The organism is Flavobacterium franklandianum, from assembly GCF_007097365.1.
Taxonomy (GTDB): Bacteria; Bacteroidota; Bacteroidia; order Flavobacteriales; family Flavobacteriaceae; genus Flavobacterium; species Flavobacterium franklandianum.
This window is the reverse complement of record NZ_VJZR01000003.1, coordinates 326,057-349,486: the sequence shown is the minus strand read 5'-3', so window position 1 is coordinate 349,486 and position 23,430 is coordinate 326,057. Positions and strand designations below refer to the sequence as shown.

The following is a 23,430-nucleotide window of genomic DNA, read 5'->3' as shown; positions in this document are numbered from 1 at the left end:
TTTGATTCGTTTTTAATGGTTTGCTAATTTTAAAAATTTACTTCAATTCCTAAAGAAACAGTTCTAGGATTTGGGAATGAACCTCCATCATAACCTCTTGAGAAAGATCCGTCATTGCTGTTAAAATCAGGATCACCTCCAGTATATTTAGTAATTGTCCAAAGGTTTTGCCCGTTTACATATACTTTTGCTTTTTGAATAACTTGATTTACAGGAATTTGGATTTCATAACCAATTTCCATAGTTTGCAATTTTATATAATCACCACGTTCAATAAATCTATTTGAATCTCTTCCGTTGGCATTTGGATCACCTATCATTGGACGAGGCACATCGGTATTAGTATTTGTTGGTGTCCAATAGTTTAGCATATCAGTATGGTGATTGCCATATTGTCCAGCCATTAAATTGCGATAGATACTATTGAAAACTTTGTTTCCGCCTGCACCTTGCCAAAACATAGAGAAATCCCAATTTTTGTAATTAGCACTAAAATTAATTCCATAACTGTATTTAGGAATTGTAACCCCTTGATAGGTTCTATCAAGATCACTAATCATACCGTCAGCTTTATCAAATATTCCATCACCATCAGTATCTATAGTTAATTGATCTTTGAATTTAACATCCCCTACTCCAGCATTCGTCTGTGTTGGTGATGCAGCAAGATCAGCAGCATCTCGAAAAATACCAGCAGTTTCATAAGCAAATATTTCTCCCATTGATCTTCCTTCTTCAGTTTTTGAAGCAGCTCCATAAATTGGATTTCCATTGATACCAATTTGTTTCACTTCATTTTTCAAAGTTCCTATATTGGCAGAGATGCTATATTTGAAAGCATTGCGATTGTTATTGTAGGTTGCAGAAAATTCAAATCCTGTGTTTTTCATTGCACCTGCATTAGTTGTAATACTTGCTGGGAAAGCACCTGTAGAAAACGGTAATGGAACACCAATTAAAAGATTTGTAGAATTTTTTACAAAATATTCAGCCGTAAATTGCAAATCATTGTCAAACAATCCTACCTCTACTGCTACATCTGTTGTTTCATTGTCTTCCCATTTTACATTTGGATCTAAAGAAGCAACCACTGTTGTTCCCGGAGCCAAAGCATTATTGAAATCGTATCCCGCGAAGCTATTAATTGTAGTGGCGAAAAAATAAGGTGCAATAGTATTGTTTCCTAATTTACCATAACTTCCTCGAAGCTTAATATTGCTTACCCATTTTGGCAAGTGAATGAATTTTTCATTACTCAATTTCCAAGCTCCAGAGAACGAATAGTTGTTAGACGAATTGTTTTTTTCACTAAACAATGAAGATTTGTCTTGTCTGAAATTGGCTTGCAACAAATAACGATCATCAAATGAATAATTGATTCGACTTATAGATGATTTACCCGTTATTGTAGTATTGCTTTCGCCTGTACTTGTATCGTCAGCATATTGTAGTTTGCTTATTTCGCCATAATCATAACCTACACCTCTTGACCAGTGGTTGTACGAATCGCTACGTTCTTGAACAAAACCTACCAAAGCATCAAATTTATGTTTGTCTATATCTAATGAATAAGATAAAGTGTTGTTGAAGAAAGTCTTGTCTGAACTTCCAGTTGAAACATCTAAAGAAGCTTCTTCTTTGGTAGTAATATAATACCACCCCAAATCACTTTGTGGAATATATCTTCTGTTTTCATAATCCAAACGGTCAAAACTGGCATCGATTTTATATTTCAACCCTTTTATGATTTCAAATTCACCCCAGATATTACCAATAAAACGATTTCTTTGTCCGTTATTTTCGATTAAGTTGTTGAACCCAATAACGTTAAGAGAAATGGCTCTTTGTGTCAAGTTTGTTGTACCACCATATCCACCTAATCTATTGGCATCATAAACTGGCATTGTAGGAACCGCTCCAACTAAAGCACCAATAGCTGTTTCTCCTACATAACTGTTGAAGTTTTCTTTGTCAGATTGTGTGTAACCTATTTTTGTACCGTATTTGAAGATTCCTTTTTTGCCATTCAAATTCAAATTCATAGACATCCTTTCATAGTCTTGAGGCGATTTAATGTAGCTACTATTTTTGAAATAATCCAAATTCATATTGTAAGCCAAAGTTTCAGCACCTCCATTAAAAGTTAGGGAATGATTTTCAACAACTCCTGTTTCATAAGCTTCATTTTGCCAATTGGTATCAACATTAGTAATATAACTACTATTAGTTGGGTCGTTACCTGGAGCTATTGTTAATCCTGCATTTTTTTCGGCAGCACTTGTAATAGTTTGGTACCCCACTCTATCGGTTACATCCCAAGTTCTAGCCACATTCTGAAAACCCACAAGTGATTTGTATTTTACATCTAGTTTTCCTAATTTTCCTTTTTTGGTTGTAATGATTACAACACCATTGGCACCACGAACACCATAAATAGCGGCCGAAGAAGCATCTTTCAATACCTGCATTGACTCTACATCGCCAGGAGCAAAATCAAATGGTGCATCTACAATCATTCCGTCAATTACAAAAAGAGGATTGTTATTACTAAAGGAATTAAGTCCTCTAATTTTGATATTTACAAATCCCCCTGGTTCTCCAGAAGATTGAACTGTAACACCGGCTACTTGACCTTGAAGCATTTTTGCAGTGTCATAGGTAATTACTTTTTTAGCCGATTCCATGTTTACAATACCAACTGATCCAGAAAGGTCTGATTTTTTCTGTGTACCGTATCCAATAACGACAACTTCATCAAGTTTATTAACGTCTTCTTTTAAAGAAACATCAATCCTATCTTGATTACCCACTGTTATTTGTTGAGTTGCATACCCAACAAAAGAGAATTCTAAAACTTCACCCTGATTTGCTTGTACAGCAAATTTTCCATCAAAATCGGCATTCGCTGATTTTTTGGTCCCCTTTACAATTATATTTACACCCGGCAAAGTCATCCCGTCTGTTGCAGAAGTTACAACTCCTTTTATAACCTTTTCTTGGGCAATAAGATTATAGGAAGAAAATAGCATTATTACCACTGTTAAAAGCCATGCTTTTCTTGGTAATAAAAAATTACAATAATAAAATAATCGTTTGTTTGTCATCATGCGAATTTTTGGTTAATTAATAAGTGTTGATTTTACATTTGTAAATATAATTAAATTTTAATACCAAAAACAAATATATATCATAAAAAAATTAAGAAAATAAAACACATCCTATAAAGCAAACATGACCTAAACGATTAATAAATCGTAATTTTTCAAAAATATTTCACATTTTCAGGCTTAATATGTGTAAATAATACACTTTTAACCAAAAAACAAATATTACAGCAAAAAAAGAAATTTCAAAAAAAAAACAAAATGGATATAAAATATTCAGTTTTAACCTATATTAACATTAAGATAGATTAACAAAATATAATAAAATTCTCATTAATATTATGGTGTTTTTATTGAAATAAATGAAATTTGGTCAATGTATTATGAAAAAACAAGAACTAAAACGATTGAAATCCAAAAAAAAGGGAAAAATCAATTAATAAGTTTCAAAAAAAAGAATAAATAAACTATGTTTATAGATCCTATTATTAAAACTAAAAAAATGCCTTTTCATATATTTACAATATAGTATTTTTAAACTCAAATTTTTTAAAATAATACATTATTCTCTTTAGTGTAGAAATAACACTAAATAAATATTTGATAATTTAAGGAAGTTTATATATTTACACTAAAATTAAAAAGTATGTTAAATAGTTATAGCGCTACTGACAAAGTATTATTAGCAGTAGATTGTATCATTTTTGGATTTGACAATGATGAATTAAAAATACTTTTGGTAAAAAGAGATTTTGAACCTGAAAAAGGAAAATGGTCTTTAATGGGTGGTTTTTTGAAAAAAGATGAAGTTTTAAATACAGCAGCTTCAAGGATACTGAATTATTACACTGGTTTTCAAGATATCTATATGGAGCAGTTATACACTTTTAGCGAAATTGACCGAGATCCAGTAGAAAGAACCATTTCGGTTGCCTATTACGCTTTGATTAATGTCGAGAATCATAATGAAGAATTAATTCAGAATTATAATGCTGAATGGTTTAGTGTTAACGATGCACCAAAATTAATTTTTGACCATGACAAAATGCTGAAACATGCCATTAGTAGATTGCGTTATAGAACTTCAACAAAACCTATTGGATTTGAGCTTTTGCCTGAAAAATTTACGATGCGTCAACTACAAAAACTGTACGAAGCCATTTTGAGTAAAGAACTCGACAAACGTAATTTTATCAGTAAGATTAATTCTTTAGATGTCCTTATAAAATTAGACGAAAAAGATATGTTATCCTCCAGAAAAGGATCCTATCTATATACTTTTGATAAAGAAAAATATGAAGAAAAATTATTAAATGATTTTGTTTTGAACTTGTAACAGAACTTTTACCATTCTACATTTAATATTAAGAAGGGAGTCTCCGAAAAAGAGGCTTCCTTCTTTTTTTTACAACTAAGTGAGAATTCAAAATTGAAATATGAATAAAGCTAAAAATAAAATTATTTTATGAAGGTATATAGTAGTGTAAATTATGATTAGAAATAAAAAACACAAGTTTTGTGATTAAATCATTTTTATAAAATATTTAAATTGAGTTTGTTGTGTCAAAAAAAATATTATATTTACAAGTGTAAAAATAACACTTTAATAACTTAACAAACAAAAAAATGAAAAAAATTTTACTTTCAAAGAAATCGTTTTCGGTACTACTCTTCGGACTGATTTTTAGTATCTCAAATGGCATTAATGCTCAAACCTACAATTGGACAGGAAACATTGACGGAAATTTCTACAATGCTTCAAATTGGACGAGTACATCTGGGCCCGTAGTTTTTGATGACTCTGCATTTAAATTCGTTAAAACACACGCCGTAGTTACAAATCAACCCATCATAAGTCAATTCGTAGCTTGGCAACCGGGTGTTTTTGATAATACAGGAGGAAGTCTTATCGTAAACGCAGATTTTAATGTTTTCTATAATGATTTCCTCAATGGCACCGTTACCGTAAATACTGGAGCAATATTTACTTGCCGCAATATATTTCGTATCGGAAGAGAAGGATTAGGTGAACTAAATGTAAACGGTGGAACATTTAGAAGTAGTAACAATAATACTTGGCAAGGTATATTTATCGGTGTTCTCAACGGTGGAAATGGGAAAGCCAATATCAATACAGGTGGTACTATTGATGGAGGTTACCAATTAGAAATTGGAACCAGAGATTTTTATCCAACAGGTGAATTGAACGTAAACACTGGCGGAACTGCTGTTGCTTATTGGGCTACAATTATAGGACCAAATGGTACCATTAATGTGAATGGAGGAAATCTAAACACTGGAGAAACGTTTAAAGTTGGAGATTTATTTCTTGATACTCCTGGAAATGCCGGAACTATAGGTACAACTGTAGGAAAGCTAAATATAAATTCTGGAACAGTAACGGTTAATCAAAATGATTTGGCTGGCGTGAATTTTAATTTACATGCCAATGCAAAAGTCGTAATTGATGGAGGAAGTTTAATCATAAAACGTACTGGTGTTGATTTTACATCAACTATAAATGGATATGTGACTGGAGGAGAAATTGCAGCAGTTGCAGGGAAAACAATAGTTGTAACTTATGATGGAACTTCATTAACTACCGTTACTACCGTTACATTATTAAATATTAATAAGTTTGACAAAAAAAATTCATTTTCTATTTATCCAAATCCTGTTGAAAATTATATAAATATAATGTCCAAAAATGATTTTAGCGGAAAATTAAACGTAGCCGTTATTAATCTGGCCGGACAAACAATAATGGATAACCAATTAGAAAAAAACAATTCGGGTTCTTATAGTATAGATATAAAAAACAAATTGTCATCTGGGGTCTATCTATTGAAAATCAGCACTGAAACGGATACTTTTTCTTCAAAAATTATTGTAAAATAATCTTCAAATTAAATAAAAAAAGCGCTTTTAAATACTTTTTAAAAGCGCTTTTTTTATTGAATATAACCCTTTAATTCTAATGAATTCCTCTTCGTATTTTCTATATTTCCTCACTCAACGACGTTTTTAGGATCCCAATTAAAAGGTTTAATAATATATTCCCTCATCATAATTAAGTTTCACACATAGCGATTTCTAAACGTATCACAGTTGCTGGACAAATAGACATAAAAAAAGGAAGCCTCTAATTGAAGCTTCCTTATATTTTGTACAATTGGTCTGTTTCTAAATAGTTTTTAGTCTTCTACAACTATTTATTTGCGTTCTGGCTAGGTACTAAATTTAAAAATGATTTAAAACCTTCACTGTATTTATCGCTATCTACCATATAATAAAATGCTCCTTTTTTCGAATTAAGTTTGTCTTTTTCTTTTAATTTAAATAACAATTTAGTAGATAACAATTTACGGTTAAAATTTCCCTTATCGAATTCTGTATTATAAACCGCTTCATAAAGACTTTGCAACTGTGGCATTGTAAATTTTTCTGGCAATAACTCAAATAAGAGCGGGTGAAGCGCAGCCTTATACCTTAATTTTTCTTTGGCCAATTCAACAATTTTAGTATGGTCAAAAATCAATTCTGGCAACTGATTTATCGAAAACCAGGCTGGATGATAATCCTCACTGATTTGTTGATTGTATTTTTGAATATCAATTAAGGCAAAATAAGCAATAGATATGGTTCTTTCGACTGAATCTCTATCAGGTTCTGTAAAACCGTGTAGTTGCTCCATATACAAACCATCTAAACCCGTAAGATCTTTTAAGACTCTGACTGCTGCATTTTCTGAACTTTCATTTTCACCTATAAATCCTCCTACCAAACTCCAACTTCCTTTGAGAGGTTCAAGGCCTCTTTTGATGACTAACAGTTTCAACTCCTGTCCGTCATATCCAAAAATGATACAATCTACAGCAAATAAAAACCTTCTTTGTTGAGAATAACTTTGCATGATAAAATTAATAAATTGTAGTACTGATTTTAAGTAAGCTCATAAATTCAGTAAATGCTTTTTACCAGAATTTTGCGTACAAAGCAAAAATAATTAACAATGTAATTACGATCATTACTGTAGTTTGAGGTTTTATCTTAAACATTTCAGAATCTAATTCGAATGCTTTTGGATTTACTTTTGGTCCAGCAAAACTTACGGCAATCATCAACAACATCGTAAACATAAATGACAATCCCATACAAATATGGAACGGTATTTCGAAACCACCTTTTCCATTTGGCCAAGCTGTATATAACAAGGTTTCATTTCCGAATAAAGCAGGTGCAAATTCATTGAATAAAACAGATAATAAGAAACCCGAAATCACTCCCACAATGGCTGCAGTTCCAGTTGTTCTTTTCCAGAACATACCAAGAATAAACATGGCAAATACACCAGGACTAATAAAACCTGTATACTTTTGAATATAGGTAAATCCACCAACACCACCAATTCCAAGAACATCATTCCAAGTAAATAAAACGGCTAAAAGCATCGCTGCAAAAACGGCATATCTTCCAATGTTTACCTGACTTCTATCTGTGGCATTTTTTTGAATGTATTTTTTATGCACGTCCAATGTGTAAATAGTAGAAATACTGTTTACTTTTCCAGCTAAAGAAGCTACAATAGCTGCTGTTAAAGCGGCTACTGATAACCCTTTTAAACCTGTTGGCAAGAATGTTAATACAGCGGAGTATGCTCCATCTTTTCCTCCAACTAATTGGGGTAAATGCCCGTTTTCGTATAAAACAAAAGCAGCAATACCTGGCAACATAACAATAACCGGCATTAATAATTTTAAAAATCCTGCAAACAAAATCCCTGTTCTTGCAGTTTGCAAATCGGCACCCAAAGCTCTTTGAGTGATGTATTGATTACAACCCCAATAGTTCAAATTGATGATCCAGATACCTGCCAAATAAGACAACATCCCCGGAAAAGTAAGGTATTTATTGATTTCTAATTGAGTAGAATTTTCATCAGGTCTTGGAATAATCATTTTGAAATGCTCAGGAGCTTTTTCCATAAGTACTTGGAATCCTGCGATTGCATCTTCTCCAACACCAAAATATCGTCCAACTGTTGTTAAAGCAATATAAGTAGTTACTAAACCACCGATGATTAAAACCGCTACTTGAATTACGTCAGTATAAGCAACCACTTTCATTCCGCCCAAAGAAATTAGTAAAGCAAAAACAGCTAAACCAATCATAATAGCATGAAGATATTCACCGCCTGCCAATCCGTTGATAGCTACAGCTCCCAAATATAAAATAGAAGTTAAGTTTACAAAAACATATAAAAACAACCAAAATACAGCCATAATCAAAGCAGTAGATTCATTATACCTCGTTTTCAAAAACTGAGGCATAGTATAAATTTTATTTTTAAGATATACCGGAATAAACCAAATGGCAATAATAATCAAGGCTATCGCTGCAATCCATTCGTAAGCGGCAACTGCAATTCCTAAAAAGAATCCTTCCCCACTCATCCCGATAAATTGTTCTGCCGAAATATTTGAAGCAATCAAGGAAGCACCAATAGCCCACCAAGTTAATGTTCCTTCTGCCAAAAAGTACGCTTTGGCATCGTGTTCGTTTTTTTCGCGTTTCCTATATATAGTATATCCATAAACGGATACTACAATAAAATAGATAATAAATACAGCATAATCTGCGAAGGCAAGGTTTGGATTCTGGTTCATGTTAAAAATTATTTTAATAAAATTATAAATGGTATTCCGTCAGTAATGTATTCTATTGCTTCTAAAAACAAATCAAATTTCACTTATTATGATTCTAGAAAAATCTCCAAATTAATAGTATTTCCAAATGATAAATTAAAAACAGGAATCTAAATTCGATTTCGACCATTAGATTTTCTATTATATAAGAAATAGAATTTATTTAAAAATCATTTTTAAATCCAACTTTATAGTTGATTTTAATTTGATTGATTTTTCAAATATATTATTATTTGTTAAATTGACAATTATTTTATTGATTTATTTTTTTTGACAAAACCATTTAAACGGATAATTCAATAAAAATAAATAATTAATAGTTTTTTAGCAACAAAAAAAAGTAATTATACTATTAAAATGACTATTTTAAAAGGTAAGTATAAATTATGAGTAACATAAATATCCTGAACAACAAATAATAATTGTTGAATATTGCTATTTCTAAGCTATATATTTTGGATTAAAAACCAATAGTTTTTGAAGTGGTTAGGGTATATTTTTTTAAAGTTACTCGCTTTTATAAGAATAAAATCCCAATAGGAATATCTCATATTTAATAACATCAATATTTATTTTTTTGTAGAGCGGAACTTAGGCCTGACTTTAATCAATAACAAAAAAACCACCCCAAGGACATGTTTCATCCTGTTTTATGATGGTGAAATTTTCTTTTTTTAATGCTTCGGCGATTTGTTCAAAAACAACCCTTTTTTCAAAATTATTTGGCGAAATGACATCCTTTATTGTTGTTTTATAATATAAAATTAGCTTAATTATACTTTTTTACTTCCACCAAAACATCAGGGTATTTTTCGGCCAGTTGAAATGCCCAAAGTGCTTCAATAGTGGATTCGGCTCCGGAGTTTTTGTTCACATTGGTGCTTGAAGAAATACCATCGAAACAAACACCCGTTGACTTGTCATAGATTTTCTGTTTGGCGGGATTGTTTCCGAGATACCAAGTCAAAATTACAGCCGCCTGAGTCAGGTATTTAGTATTATTAGTAATTTTATACAATTCGATAGTTGCCCATATCATTGGGCGAATCCCATACGAAATCTGAGCAAAACTGGATTTTTTTATTACTGAAATGATACTGCCAGTTTGTTGAATTTCGAATGATTCTAAAAATCCTTCTTTTATAAGATAAGGATAAAAATGATCTACTTCTTTTTGGGCAGCCGTAATCCAATTTTGTTTATTTAAAGCCTTTCCTACCTTTAATAAGGCATAAGCCTGATCGCTTCCATAGGCGTGCCATGTGTTTTCATAACTCAAAAAAGCGCCATAAGGGAAGCTAGTTTCGTTTCCTTGTTGCATTAATAGAATTCCTTCGGCGAGTTTTTCGATAATTGCCAAAACTTTGGCATCTTGATTTTGTTGGTATACATTATATAATCCAAGCATCATGACGGCCGCCTGATCTGTTCCGGAATTGGCAGGAAGCCATTTCGGGACTGTTAAACCATTAACAATCTTGGTGTCTTTTGGCAAATTGCCAAAGTCTCTTTTGATATTCGACACTATTTTCTGAATTGAAGATTGTATTCTGCCTGCCAAAACCGGATCATTTGTTTTATAAAATGGAAGAGCTTCCGATAAATGCCAAAGCGCGCGCCAAGACCACCAATCAGGATTAGCTACACTCGTGCTGTAGGTTTTGTTTATGGAAAATTGTCTTGCAAGAAATTATAAAAATAACCGTTGTCGGCCTGCATTTGTAAAACAAATTCCGTGAGTTTCAAGAGTCTGCCCTGCTTTTCTTTTTTTGTTCCAATATCGGTTTCATTGAGATAGAAAATCGCCGCTCTCGACACATCATCCACGCAAGTGAATCCCTCGTCTTGTGCCGAAACCACGTGATATAATGGATAATCCGCATAAATTCCGACAGTGCCCACTTCTACCCCATTTTGCATCTTTACGGATGCATAAAGTGCTTTTAAATGACTGTCGTTTGTCCAAGTCAAAGAAGTTACTGGCGGAACGGGAGTTACTGGTGTTACCGGAGTTAAAACAGGTTTTGAAGTTTCCGGAGAGCTACACGAAACCAGTATATAAAGAAATAGCAGAAAGAAATTCTTGGAAAAAATATTTTTCATAGGTACGATTTTAAAAGCTTTTACCAATAGCATTCTTGGTTGAATCAGCCAACTTTAGTTTTTGTAAACAACAAAACTGTTTGTTTTCAGCATGGTGTTTCCCATCAATATTTTAGCTCCGGCAGGCAATTTTATATTATTTTTTGTACCAAAGTTGATTATTGTCGTAATGGTATCGTCATCAATAGACCGTGTAAATGAAATTTGATTGTCGGCATATTCAAGCTTGTCGTATTTGCCATATTGCAAGGCTTTTTCTCTATTTCTCAATTCAATTAACTCTTTGTAATTCTTTAGAATAGAATTCTCTTTCCTTTCCAAATTTCGGACATTAATTTTCTTGTAATCCGAATTAATCTTTATCCAAGATTTTTTGGTTGAAAACCCAGCCAAAACATCGCCGCTCCATTGCATTGGGCTTCGCGATTTATCACGGTTGTGCTTGTTTCCCTCACGAAGTGCTTCGTCAGGATTTTTACCTTTGTCCAATGCCAATTGATAATGGGTTTTACCTTGGATATCGAGCATGTCTTCTATGTTTTGAGCCGTGATATTGTGCATCCCAATTTCTTCGCCATAAAAAATAAAAGGGACTCCTTTTGCTGTCAGTATCAATGCTGCCAATGCTGTCGCTTTCTCTACATTACCATCGGCAAGACGGTCAATCATTCTAGGCATGTCATGACTACTGAAAAACAAGGTTGGATAATTGCTCATGTTTTTTTCCATACTTTGGAGCTCGTCAAAAATGCGTTGCGCCGAAAATTTATCGATGCTTCCAAAATTGAAATTAAAAACCACATCCAACAAATCCGGGGATTGATATTGCTTCAATATTTCAATCTTGTCACTTCCAATTTCTCCCACGACAAAGCGATTTTCATATTCATTGACCACCGATTTTATCTTTTTCATCACAGTCGAAACGCCCGATTGGTTGATGTCGTTGATATGTTCATGGACGCCGTCTTTCATTGGATTATCCCCCGTAATGCCGTCGGTTGTCAAAAAATTGATAACATCCAATCGAAACCCGTCAACTCCGCATTCCAACCAAAATCGCAGTATTTTTTCAACCTCGGCAACCACTTTTGGATTAGACCAGTTGAGATCCGCCATCCTTTTATCAAACTTATGGTAGTAATATTGATTCGTCAAAGTATCTTTTTGCCAAGCGCTTCCTCCAAAAAAAGATTCCCAATTGTTGGGTTTGTCTTTCCAAATATAATAATCGCGATACTTATTATCAACCGATTTTTGGGATTCCTGAAACCATTTGCAATCGGTGGAAGTGTGGTTCAGTACCATATCCATAATCACTTTTATTCCTCTTTTGTGGGCTTCATTCAAAAAGACGTCAAAATCAGCTTTGGTTCCATAAGTTGGATCAATTTCATAATAATTGGAAATATCATAGCCGTTGTCCACCTTTGGCGAACTAAGAAAAGGCGTAAGCCAGATTCCTTTGACTCCAATTCCCTGTAAATAATCCAACTTTTGGGTCATCCCTTTAAAATCTCCATACCCATCGCCATTGCTGTCGGAATAACTGGGCATATAGATTTGGTAAAACACAGCTTCTTTCCACCATTTCTTGGAAACCTCAAGATCCTGAGCTTTTACGGAATTGACATTAAATATAAAAAATGAAATTAATGCGGTGATTACAATTTTAGGATACATAACCAAGCTATTTTTATTTTTTTTGCTTTGCCATATAATCCACAACGATACCATCTACCAACATTTTTGATCCTCCATAAGTAATTTTACCAGATGTTGGAACACATACAATTACCGCTGCACTTTGTGGTCCCAGTTTAATTTTGGAAGAAGAGGTAACATTACGAGCTACAAAACTTCCAGAAACCGTATTGTATAAATCCACTTTTTTTCCCTTCTCCACTTTAATCGAAACTTTTTTCTTGGTGGTATAAGGATTGTAATATAAAAAAGAAGGATAGGCTTTATCGCTGAAAAAATCGGTGGCCAGTAAATTTAATTGAAGAATTCCTTTCACATTGGTTGCACGGATAATACTTCCAAAAATCCCAACATGCCCACTTCCGTAAACGCTGAATTGCGATTCTTCGGGATTTTGACCTGGTACCCATAGCGGACCATCTCCTTGAGCCACGGGGCCTTTCAAATTTTCATGTGCCTTATAACTCGACTGCTTAATGATCCCTTCATAGCCAATTACTCCTTTGGTCACCTCGGCCAGTTGCGGAATTGTTTCATGTTCGTCCGGCATGTGTTGAGGATAGAAAAATCGAGATGCATTTGCAGCGTTCAACATCCATTTTCCAATGGCCGCTGCATAGGATTGATTGTATCGCACCATCGGCACCATTGGCCAAGCCATATCATAGGTATTCATCAAGAAACCATAACCACCGTGATCTACCGTGCTGCCTACCGTTCCTGAAATATCGATTCCGTTCCAGTTACCCACCAACACGCCCCAGCCTTCACGACATATTGCTGTACCGTCGAAAGTCCAGCCGAGCATTTTATTCGTGTCGAAATTCTTTCCTTCCTCAGCATTTATTCTTGCTGACAAATAAGCCCCAAAAGGCATCAGTAATTCATACGTTGGGTTTATTTTTTGGGATTCTAAAGCAGTTAATGCACTAATTGCTCCTTTCAAATATCTTGGATCACCCCATTTTTTATAGGCTGCATATAAAACCCAAGCGTGACCTGCCGCTGCATCCGGCTGGGCACAGATGTTGTTTTTCATCGGTTTCATTTTGCCATAATCAAAATAGGAATAGTCATAATTGCCATTCAAAATCAAATCGGCATTGTAAAACTTGTCGGCGATGCTTTTTGCGATTTCGTCAAAACCTGGTTCTTTTGGATATTGGTCATAAACAGCATAGAACAATAGATTCGGATACACGTCATACCACCAGTCCCGGCCATAACCACCACCCAACAAAGCGACTTCGGGACAGGTATTATTCATCATGATATTCCAACCGGTTTCCTTGTTGTAATAGTTTTTGAGCATTCCGACGTAATTTTGCTGTTTGCTTTTGTCAATTCCTACCAAACTAGCTCCTAAAGTTGCTCCCATGGTAGCAAGTGCTTCATGAAACATCCCTTTATTATTGGTTCCTTGTCTCACGTCAGCAACGGCGGTATATACGCCCACAACGTTTTGGGGAAAATTCTTTTTGGTGCTGTCTATCCAAACCATAGGCCAAAATTTGCCTTTGGCATTGAAATCATAGACCGTACTGTCAAAACTCACAGCCAGTTTTTTATAATCGATAATTTGCAGCGGTTGCGGCAAGTTTGGCATTTGATCGACACGCGCTATCTTTTGTTGTTGGACTTGTGCCGTTCCGTTTATCCCGAAAAGGATGAAAAAAAGACCAACGAAAGTGATTTTAAAAATAGTATTCATTTCTTGTTTGATTTAGTTGAAAAACCATATAGGTTATTTATTCTCGATACATTTTTTGTTCTGTTTTACTTCACAAAAAATACTCGAACTGACGTAAGAGAAAAATTTTACACCAATTTCTCGGTAACTTCACTCATTACCTTGGGGTTTATTACGGGTTCGTCCGGTGAAAACAAATTTCCTTCGGCAATAATATTTTTGCTAATATAAACAGAACATAATTGCAATAAAGCAATAATTCCTATCGCATAACGCAAAGCAAAATCTTCGGATATCGAATAATACAACACCAGAAATGTTCCCGCACCCAATAGTCGTCCTAAATACAATCCCGCTTCATGGTTCAAAATATAAGTGAATTCCCCTCTTTTCTCAATACGGGAAACTATGTCAATCACTTTTAATTGAATGGGGAAATAGGCCAAGTCCATCAATGGTTTTGCGATAAGCAATAATAATAGAAATACAATTACCCCAGTTTTATTGTAAAGTAAGCCGTTTAAACAAGCCCCTAGAGCAAACAACACCAATCCAGCAGAGAATATTTTTATTCTATCCGAAGGTTTGGAAAATCGTCCCAACAAGTAGATAATAATTGCCGCAAGGACTGCACCAATAGACTGTGCTTTTCCTAAAGCTCCTTCTTCTCCCAATAATTTAAATATTAACATTGCCGGTGCTGTTACCAGAAATCCTTGTGCCAAACCCTTGAACGTTGCCAAAGACAATAACTTGTACCATAAGGAGTGGAACTTGAAAAAAATGTATTTTTTTTGAGTAGGATTTTCAAAACTCCCCCGAAAACAGACAATCGAAGCCGTAATAGTAATCAAAAAAACGATACCGGTAATAATTAAATACGCGGTGTGTTTCTCGGCTTCACCAGTTTTGGATTGAATGAACCATCCAATAGTTGCGGGGATTGCGATGGCGATAATTGTGTACATAAAAGTCTCCAATCCATAATAATAGTTTCGGTTTTCATCATTCGTGATGGCAAGTGCAAGGTAGTCTCTATTGGACCAATACAATCCAAAGGATAGCCCCATAGTGATCCCCGCTATTCCTATTCCTGTTAAATCCAGCGTTTTCAATGACATCATAATAATCATCGAAACACCGCTAAGCATCATTCCCGCCGAGTATAGTTTTCGGATATTAAAATGTTTTAATAGAAAACCATTCAGTAAAAAAGTAAGTGGAATTCCAGTATAAATTGCCAATTGATAAATTACCACTTTTGAAGTATCGCTGGAGTTTCGCATAATATAAGCCGCAACAAAAATATCTATCACCGGCAAAACTAATGCATACACCATATTGGTCAAAATCAGAATTTGAAAATTATGTGTTTGACTTTTAAAGTGGCCCATTTCGGTTCTTATTTTCTTCAGCATCTGTTAAATTTTAAAAGTGAATAAATAGCCGCAATTGAAAAATCTGCAGCGCAAACAAACTCGTCGGATGCTCCGTAATATACCGTAATCGTATCGCCATCAGGATGCACAACATGTCCGTTGGTAAACACTACGTTTCCAAAAAATCCACTCAATTCATAGCTCTCAGTTGGCACCATAATGGGTTCTTCGGTTCTGGCAATCACTTTTGAAGGATCATTTAAATCCATTAAAAAAGCACCCAAACAATATTGATGTGCTGCATTGGCACCGTGATAGATGGACAACCAGCCTTTTTCTGTTTTTATGGGAGCGGCTCCGGCACCCACTCTTTTGCTGTCCCAAAGCCCAATTCTTGTTTTAATAATGCAATGATGATTTCCCCAATGAAGACCATCAGGAGACGAAGTCAGCCAAATATAATTTCCACCAATATCGACACTGCTCGGACGGTGTAGCGCATAATACAAGCCGTTGATTTTTTCTTGGAAAATGGCGCAATCCTTATTGTGTGGCGGCAATATCAGACCGTGTTTATCGAAATTCTTCCAATCCGTTGTTGTGCGTAAACCAACACCAACTCCGTTTGGAGAAACAGAAGTAAAGGTCAAATAATAGGTTCCATCCAATAAAGCAACACGACAATCTTCGATACCGAAAGTTTCCAACATCCCTTCGCCTACCAATGGTGGATAGTTTTCCGGCTCGTAAAATATATGCCCATCTTCACTACAAAGCAATCTTAGATGGGAAAGCGTGGTCAAATAATCAACTCCTTTATAGTTGATTACTCTAGCATCGCTGGCATCTAATTCAGGATCATCCATAGGGATTTCTATAATTTCTATGGCTCCCGTTTCCGTAAGAATAGGAAAGGAAATTATATTTTCTTTTTGTTTGGGTCTTTCTGCCACCCGAACAATCAACCAAGTTTTTCCTTCAAATTGAAATACACCTGGATTAAGCAGACAGGTGATTTCTAAGCCTTCTCTGCTGGCTGGAATATCCGCCGGTGATAATAAGGGGTTTTCTGTAAAACGTTGTGCGATATCGATCATTTTTTATAGTGTAATTGTGTTTTTAATTTAAATAGTGTACTTCAAAATTAATAATGGTAATCGATGATATTTGTTCCTGCGATGAGTGTTTTATTTTTCATGGATGTTTTTATTTCTGATGGCACTATTATGAGTGTCATAGCTGTATTTGCATTTAATTTGAAATTAAAATTTCCAATAACCTTTCGTCCAATATATTTTTTTGATACACTATCATAAATATTTACGGAACTGTTCCCTACATTAAAGGATACATTTTTTATTTCTTTATAAGGGTTATAAAACAAAAACGTAGGCAATGCTCTTGAAGAAAAGAAATCGGTTGCATTACAGTTTATTTTCAGAATTCCTTCCACATTTGTCGTGTCAACAATTGAGGCCAACATTCCAACCCAAGCTGATCCATAAGGACACAAATCGGTAGCTGAGGAATATTGTTTCATCTGATCACCCAAAGCATAAGGACCTTCATTTGCCAATACATCTTTATAAACTTCAAAACCATTGCCATGATCTAAATCTTTGCGAAGACCCTCATAGCAAATCACATGGTTTGGATCTCCCTGCCATACGGCACTGGTTTGTCTGTTTTTTGGATGTTCATCGCTATAAAAAAGTCGACTGGAATTTGATAAATTCAAAATCCATTTTCCAATGGTTTTAGAATAAGAAGGATTATATTTTACAATTGGAACCAATGCTGCCGCTTGCGAAAAGGTGTTCATTGCGAAAGCATATTGCTCCTCTTTTTTCTGCCCCACTAAACCATCAACATCATATTGCCCCCATTTTTCAGCCATTACACCCCATCCATTACGGTCGGAGTTTTGCCCGTCAAAACACCAATTCAATAGTTTTATCTCGTCGTATTTTGTTCCTAATTCAGCATTCATTCGTACTGCCATGTAAGCACCATAAGGCATCATGATCTCATAATAAGCACCTTCTTTTTCTGGTCGGTTTTGTAAATAATCCATACAGGACTTACTCGCTTGAAGATAGGAAGCATCTCCCCATTTTTTCCAAGCGGTAAATTCAAGCCATGCTAAACCCGCTGCTGCATCTGGTTCATGCCAAACACCGTTATAAACTCCCTTGTTAGTTTTAAAATCGAAAGCAGTAAAATTAAAATCAGGATATTTTTTTTCTTTGGACAATCTATTTATACATACAATCCACTTATCGGCATTCAATTTCATGATGTCAGCGATTTCCTTTTTTTTAGGATATTGGTCCACGAGCATATTGAACGCCATTCCTGGAAAAATATCATACCAAAAGGTTTCACCTGTTTTTCTGTCAACAGAATTCATAACTAAATTTTCTCCGTTTTTAGTATTATAAAATTGTCGACACATTGATACAAAATCAATTCCGTTGTAATTACTTTTATCAATTCCTACCAATGACGCACCCAAAACAGAACCAATTACGGGTAATGATTCATAGCTAGACTGTTTATTCATATTTCTTGAAGCACCAACATAACTTGGAATCCCGAAAGAACGAATGGGTACATTTACTTTATTATCATCCCACCAAATTAATGGCAGAAGTGGTCCCTTAGCATTAAAATCGTATAAAAGCGAATCTTGTTGCGCTGTTACTTTTTTCCAATCCTTCATCTTGTAGGGCGTCGGCATATTAGGCATTGCATCAACCAAACGAATTGAAATTTGTTCTGCGGCTTTTTGTGCATATCCTAATTGAAAAGTCGCCAGAGCAATAAAAAAAACTATTTTGCTTTTTATCATGTTTTTATTTTTTAATGCTGGATTATATTGATTCTCTGATTCCGAATAAAGAGTTATTTCATAATTTGTTTAAAAAAAAAGAAGTAGCAATTTTTATTAATTAACTGCTACTTCTCAAGGATACTAACTAACTAATTCACTAACCAAACTTATTTTCTAATATCCTCCTAAATTCTGCACCAAAAGTCCAGCGGAAGCATCAATTTCTGATTGCGGAAGGGGATACAACATATGTTTATCCTGAAAGTTCTTTCCGTGTGCTGTCATCACTGCTTTGGCAATTCCCCATCTTTTTAAATCTAACATTCTTTGGTTTTCAAAACCAAGTTCTGCTCTTCTTTCAGAAATCAACCAACCCTTAACGGTAGCTTTATCAGTAGAAGCTGGTCTGTCTGGCAAAGTTCCAGCAGGTGCATTTCCACCTGTAGCAATTACAGTATTTCTAGCTCTTGTTCTAATTTGATTAATAATCGCAATGGCCCCAGAATAATTTCCTGTTTCATTAAGCGCTTCTGCTTTCCAAAGTAGCGCATCTGCATAACGCATATATATCTTATTAGTTGGAGCATCATCATTGCCTTTATTTCCTCCGTTCAATGTTCCTAACATTTTATTAATATTTTGATTTGGTACGTCAGCGGTATACAATTTTCTAGGGTCATTTGGCTCAAATGAATTCATAAAATTGGTACTTGGAGCAAAAAATCCCCACCCTAAAGGAGCACAAATTCCATTTCCTCTTCTAGGATTTGTACCAGATTGATGGTCATATACAAAAATGTCTTCATTTTCAGCAAACTCAGAGGAAGTGCTAAAACAACTAAAGTAATTCGCATTTAAACTAAAACCAAGAGGTCCTAATTCGTCTACTAAAGAGGGTACTTCAGACCATTTTTCAGTGTATAATGCTGCTTTTGCTTGAAGTGCAATTACAGCTCCTTTTGAAACTCTCCATTTTTCAGTTGTAGAACTGTATTTGGAGTTTGGCATTAATCCTTTTGCCAATACCAAATCTGCTTTAATTCTATCCCAAACTACTGATTTATCGACTCTTACAGCATTGGTGAAAGCTTCTTGATAGGTTTGCACGGGAGCCAAAATTAAAGGCACACCTCCAAAATTAGTTACCAATGAAAAGTAGTAATATGATCTCAAGAAATATGCTTCTCCTAAAAGTTGGTTTTTTCTTGCTGTAGTGATACCCGTTAAAGTTTCTAAGTCAGGTGAAGTTAAGAATCCAATAGCGATATTGACTCTTTTTATACCTTCATAATCATATTTCCATAATCCATTTGGACCACCATTTGTTGAGGTAAAAGTAAAGTTGTTGATATCATCCATCCAAGGCTGATCGCCATCTGGACTCCATTTTTTTTCCATATCATCGGATGCAATGTCTTGCATTACAAAATCGTTTTGGAATACTAGACCACCACCCCAATTCCATTCGGCCAAAATGTTCAGTCTGTTTGAAAGCAATTCATACGAGGAATTAACAGATTGTTCTACTGAAGTAAGAGTAGGAGCAGATTTTGCCTGTTCCAATGTTGTTGCACCTATTGGCTCAGAAGTAAGCTGATCTTGACAACTCACTAAAAGTACGATGCTTACGATGAGTGGTGTTATAAATATTTTTTTCATAATATACTATTTTAAAAGTTTAATTAAAGTTTTACCTGAAGTCCCAAAATAAACGCTTGTGATTGAGGATAAGTTCCTTGGTCAATCAATGATGTTGATTCTGGATCTAATCCTGTATAGTCCGTGATCGTAAACAGGTTTTGACCAGATGCGTAAATACGTAAATGTTTTAACCCTATTGATTTCACTTCAAAAGTGTAGCCGATTTCAATATTTTTCAATCTCATATAGGAAGCATCTTCAACAAAAACACTTGATACATTACCACCACCATTATTATTAAACGTTAGACGTGGTGTTGTATTACTAGTTCCTTCACCATTCCAGCTGTCTAAAACAGAAACCATCGAGTTGAATGGACGACTATCATAATTCAAGATTTGCTTCAAACCGTTGTAACGATCCACTCCTTCTACCCCTTGCAACAAGAATGAGAAATCAAAATTTTTGTAATCAGATGAGAATGAAAGACCATAGGTCATTTTTGGGATAGGATTTCCTATTATGGCTCTATCGTCGGCATTAATTTGTCCGTCCGCATTGATGTCTTTAAACTTTATATCTCCCGGAACCGTTCCATTTGTGTTTGAAAACAGAGTGCTGCTTACTTCAGCCGTGTTTTGATAAATACCATCAAACACTAGTCCATAGTAAGAACTTATTGGCTGCCCCACTGTTGTTATTGTACGTGTTCTATCATCAATGATGTTGGCAACATACGTTTGAAGTTCATTCACTCTATTTGTTAATGTAGCTACATTTGCATTTATGCTGTATTTAAATGCGTGGTCATTGTCTTGAAAATTAAGTCCAAATTCAAATCCTTTATTATTCACTACCCCAGCATTTACAATAGTTTGATTAATCACCCCAACAGAAACTGCGGGTAATGTTACTCCCAATAAAATGTCATCGGTAATTTTCTCAAAGTAATCAGTGGTAAATGAAAGTTTATTTTTAAGTATACTCAAGTCCAAACCAAAATTTGTTTGAGTAGTAGTTTCCCATTTAATATCTGGATTACCATATCTTATTATATTTACTACTCCACCCGCGGTAGAAACCAAAGTTTGATAGGCATTATCCGGTATTTCCTGATTTCCTGATTGTCCCCAACTTGCTCTCAATTTCAAGTTTGATATCCAATCTATTTTTTGCATAAAATTTTCTTTTGAAATTATCCAACCTCCAGAAACAGATGGAAAATATCCCCATTTATTGTTAGGTCCAAAACGAGAGGAAGCATCAGCTCTTATGGTAGCCGTAGCAAAATATTTATTGTCATAGCCATAAGTTCCAGAAGCGAAATAAGACATAAGTCCCCAATTTTTAGCAGTTCCTCCGCTACGCATATTAGTTTCACTTCCATAATCAAGATATCGGAAAGAATCAGAAGTATTGTCAAAATTTTGTCTGCTACCTCCCATTCCATCTGAATTACTACTAATACTTTCGCTACCAAGCAATGCGTTTACGCTATGTACTCCATCAAAGGTTTTTATGTAGTTCAGGGTATTACTAAAGGTAAAAGTCATACTTTGTCCTCTATTTTCATCCAAATTATTAGGTCTATTGATTCTTCCCATACCATAAAATTGGTTTCCGGTATCATTTATGTCAGCATCACCATAATTTGAAGCGAAATTTTTATTATGGCTGTATGCAATATCAGCTCCAAGATTACTTCTAAACTTCAAAGACTTGTCTTTTAAGAAAGCATATTCAGCATATATATTTCCAAATGTTTTAAAAGTCTCGCGTTTATCATCCGCAAAATTCGCGTGCGCGATTGGATTTGATGTAAATTCATAATTGCGGCTCCATCCATTATTAGGTCCTGTGTAGAATGGCAAATCTGTATATGGATTTTCGGCAGAATAAGTAGGATCATTGACATCTTTATATACACCAATAACAGGTGGGCGTATTAATGAATGACGAATAATTCCGGGAGCATCACCACTGGAAGATAACTTGTCTTGTTTTTCTTGGCTTATTTGAAGATTTGTTCCCACTTTCAACCGATCAGAAACATTTGAATTTACATTTGCCCTAAAATTAATACGCTGGTATTTATCATTATCCCCTACAACAATACCGTCTATACCATAATAGCCTCCAGAAATTAGATATTGCACGTTTTCAGAACCTCCACTTACTGAAGCTTGAAAGTTTTTTGAGAAGCCGGTCGTGAATAATTCGTCTTGCCAATTGGTATCTGCCAAAGGTATTCCATTCACGGAACCAAGTGCTCTATCCGCAGCATAAGGACTGATCGCAGAAGCCGAATTTCCTGTAGTATTGTGCCAGGCCCGATCTTTCACTGTTAAATATTGGTCTGCATTTAGCATTTCAGGAAGATTTGCAGCAAAATGAAATCCTGAAAAATAATCCGCAGTAATAGTAGATTTACCTTGTTGACCGTTTTTGGTAGTGATTACAATTACGCCACCCGCAGCTCTCGAACCGTAGACAGCTCCTGCAGCCGCATCCTTCAATACTGTCATTGATTTCACGTCCGCTTGATTAAGAAAGGAAATATCACGCGTTGGAACTCCGTCAACAACATATAAAACTTCATTGTTTCCAAGCGTCCCTTCACCCCTGATTCGTATTTTAATTCCATCACCCGGAGCACCAGTATTGGCCGCAACAAAAACACCCGCTACTTGTCCTTGCAAGGCTTGTGCGATATCGGGCACCCTTGTTTTAGATAAGTCATCCATGTTAACTGCAGTAACTGCGCTAGTAATTGAAGCTTTCTTTTGCCCAACATATCCCACAACTACAACTTCGCTTAAGTTACTTACATCCTGTTTTAAAGAAATAAATAATTCACTTTTTCCAGATACAGATACCTCTTGATTCATATATCCTATATAACTTAAAACTAAAACAGCTTTGGAATCTACATTATTAATGGCAAATTTTCCATCAATATCAGTAATCGTATTTATAGTCGTTCCTTTGATGTTAATATTTACTTGTGGTATTGGTCCACTTTCATCGGAAACGACACCTTTAACTGTTTGAGCATACATTATGCTCCCCGATAATATTGTCCATACAATGAACAAATTATAAATAATACTTTTTTTCATCATAAGGAAGTGTTAAATTGATTAGTGTTTTGAGTAAGTTTTTTCATTTTAAAAAAAGTTTTGGTTTGTTAATATATCGTTGTAGTTATCTGGTTATAAAATTAGTTGGAGAGTACAAAAAAGTGTGTACACTATTTCATCAAAAGTGTACA

The 23,430-nt window shown here is 34.8% G+C and carries 14 protein-coding genes; 2 read left to right on the top strand and 12 right to left on the bottom strand.

The features are described 5' to 3' along the window. Positions 1-29: 29 nt before the first annotated feature. Entirely contained in the window at positions 30-3,029 is a 3,000-nt protein-coding gene (locus FNW17_RS06245; RefSeq protein ID WP_185965270.1) for a SusC/RagA family TonB-linked outer membrane protein, read from the bottom strand. A 721-nt stretch (positions 3,030-3,750) separates the two neighbouring features. On the opposite strand from FNW17_RS06245, the gene FNW17_RS06240 reads away from it, so the two are divergent. Continuing rightward, complete coding sequence (locus FNW17_RS06240; protein ID WP_143389808.1) at positions 3,751-4,440, top strand: NUDIX hydrolase; 690 nt, start codon at positions 3,751-3,753, stop codon at positions 4,438-4,440. 290 nt (positions 4,441-4,730) lie between these two features. Continuing rightward, the gene (locus FNW17_RS06235) at positions 4,731-6,002 is read left to right on the top strand and encodes a T9SS type A sorting domain-containing protein (RefSeq protein ID WP_144071155.1); all 1,272 of its coding nucleotides are present in this window, start codon (positions 4,731-4,733) and stop codon (positions 6,000-6,002) included. 310 nt (positions 6,003-6,312) lie between these two features. Here the strand turns inward: FNW17_RS06235 and FNW17_RS06230 are convergent, their stop codons facing one another. The 11 genes from FNW17_RS06230 to FNW17_RS06180 form a co-directional block, all read right to left on the bottom strand. Further along, positions 6,313-7,017: an NUDIX hydrolase gene (locus FNW17_RS06230; RefSeq protein WP_143389810.1), complete on the bottom strand. Its 705-nt coding sequence runs from the start codon at positions 7,015-7,017 to the stop codon at positions 6,313-6,315. A 61-nt stretch (positions 7,018-7,078) separates the two neighbouring features. Next, positions 7,079-8,770: a sodium/sugar symporter gene (locus FNW17_RS06225; RefSeq protein ID WP_143389811.1), complete on the bottom strand. Its 1,692-nt coding sequence runs from the start codon at positions 8,768-8,770 to the stop codon at positions 7,079-7,081. 808 nt (positions 8,771-9,578) lie between these two features. Next, positions 9,579-10,370, bottom strand: a complete 792-nt coding sequence (locus FNW17_RS06220; protein WP_144071154.1) for a sugar phosphotransferase — start codon at positions 10,368-10,370, stop codon at positions 9,579-9,581. A 104-nt stretch (positions 10,371-10,474) separates the two neighbouring features. Beyond that, positions 10,475-10,912 carry a hypothetical protein gene (locus tag FNW17_RS06215; RefSeq protein ID WP_144071153.1) on the bottom strand — a complete coding sequence of 146 codons (438 nt, stop codon included), beginning with the start codon at positions 10,910-10,912 and terminating at the stop codon, positions 10,475-10,477. Positions 10,913-10,966: 54 nt separating this feature from the next. Further along, positions 10,967-12,595, bottom strand: a complete 1,629-nt coding sequence (locus tag FNW17_RS06210; RefSeq protein ID WP_144071152.1) for an alpha-glucosidase — start codon at positions 12,593-12,595, stop codon at positions 10,967-10,969. A gap of 13 nt (positions 12,596-12,608) precedes the next feature. Further along, positions 12,609-14,327, bottom strand: a complete 1,719-nt coding sequence (locus FNW17_RS06205; RefSeq protein ID WP_218043854.1) for a hypothetical protein — start codon at positions 14,325-14,327, stop codon at positions 12,609-12,611. Between the two features lie 107 nt (positions 14,328-14,434). After that, complete coding sequence (locus FNW17_RS06200) at positions 14,435-15,724, bottom strand: MFS transporter (protein ID WP_144071151.1); 1,290 nt, start codon at positions 15,722-15,724, stop codon at positions 14,435-14,437. Next, positions 15,718-16,782, bottom strand: coding sequence for a glycoside hydrolase family 130 protein (locus FNW17_RS06195; protein WP_144071150.1), 1,065 nt, complete (start codon positions 16,780-16,782; stop codon positions 15,718-15,720). The genes FNW17_RS06200 and FNW17_RS06195 overlap by 7 nt, the downstream gene beginning before the upstream one ends. Before the next feature lie 47 nt (positions 16,783-16,829). Next, on the bottom strand, positions 16,830-18,536 hold the full coding sequence (locus FNW17_RS06190; protein ID WP_144071149.1) for a hypothetical protein: 1,707 nt from the start codon (positions 18,534-18,536) through the stop codon (positions 16,830-16,832). Positions 18,537-18,692: 156 nt separating this feature from the next. After that, positions 18,693-20,177, bottom strand: a complete 1,485-nt coding sequence (locus FNW17_RS06185; RefSeq protein ID WP_144071148.1) for a RagB/SusD family nutrient uptake outer membrane protein — start codon at positions 20,175-20,177, stop codon at positions 18,693-18,695. Positions 20,178-20,200: 23 nt separating this feature from the next. Beyond that, positions 20,201-23,281 carry a SusC/RagA family TonB-linked outer membrane protein gene (locus FNW17_RS06180; protein ID WP_144071147.1) on the bottom strand — a complete coding sequence of 1,027 codons (3,081 nt, stop codon included), beginning with the start codon at positions 23,279-23,281 and terminating at the stop codon, positions 20,201-20,203. Positions 23,282-23,430 lie beyond the last annotated feature (149 nt).

Excerpts from the sequence above, each read along its gene's own strand:
- FNW17_RS06240 (WP_143389808.1), top strand. The coding sequence starts at position 3,751 with ATGTTAAATAGTTATAGCGCTACTGACAAAGTATTATTAGCAGTAGAT.
- FNW17_RS06245 (WP_185965270.1), bottom strand. The coding sequence starts at position 3,029 with ATGCTATTTTCTTCCTATAATCTTATTGCCCAAGAAAAGGTTATAAAA.
- FNW17_RS06210 (WP_144071152.1), bottom strand. The coding sequence starts at position 12,595 with ATGTATCCTAAAATTGTAATCACCGCATTAATTTCATTTTTTATATTT.
- FNW17_RS06180 (WP_144071147.1), bottom strand. The coding sequence starts at position 23,281 with ATGATGAAAAAAAGTATTATTTATAATTTGTTCATTGTATGGACAATA.
- FNW17_RS06190 (WP_144071149.1), bottom strand. The coding sequence starts at position 18,536 with ATGATAAAAAGCAAAATAGTTTTTTTTATTGCTCTGGCGACTTTTCAA.
- FNW17_RS06185 (WP_144071148.1), bottom strand. The coding sequence starts at position 20,177 with ATGAAAAAAATATTTATAACACCACTCATCGTAAGCATCGTACTTTTA.
- FNW17_RS06215 (WP_144071153.1), bottom strand. The coding sequence starts at position 10,912 with ATGAAAAATATTTTTTCCAAGAATTTCTTTCTGCTATTTCTTTATATA.
- FNW17_RS06200 (WP_144071151.1), bottom strand. The coding sequence starts at position 15,724 with ATGCTGAAGAAAATAAGAACCGAAATGGGCCACTTTAAAAGTCAAACA.
- FNW17_RS06225 (WP_143389811.1), bottom strand. The coding sequence starts at position 8,770 with ATGAACCAGAATCCAAACCTTGCCTTCGCAGATTATGCTGTATTTATT.
- FNW17_RS06195 (WP_144071150.1), bottom strand. The coding sequence starts at position 16,782 with ATGATCGATATCGCACAACGTTTTACAGAAAACCCCTTATTATCACCG.
- FNW17_RS06235 (WP_144071155.1), top strand. The coding sequence starts at position 4,731 with ATGAAAAAAATTTTACTTTCAAAGAAATCGTTTTCGGTACTACTCTTC.
- FNW17_RS06230 (WP_143389810.1), bottom strand. The coding sequence starts at position 7,017 with ATGCAAAGTTATTCTCAACAAAGAAGGTTTTTATTTGCTGTAGATTGT.
- FNW17_RS06205 (WP_218043854.1), bottom strand. The coding sequence starts at position 14,327 with ATGAATACTATTTTTAAAATCACTTTCGTTGGTCTTTTTTTCATCCTT.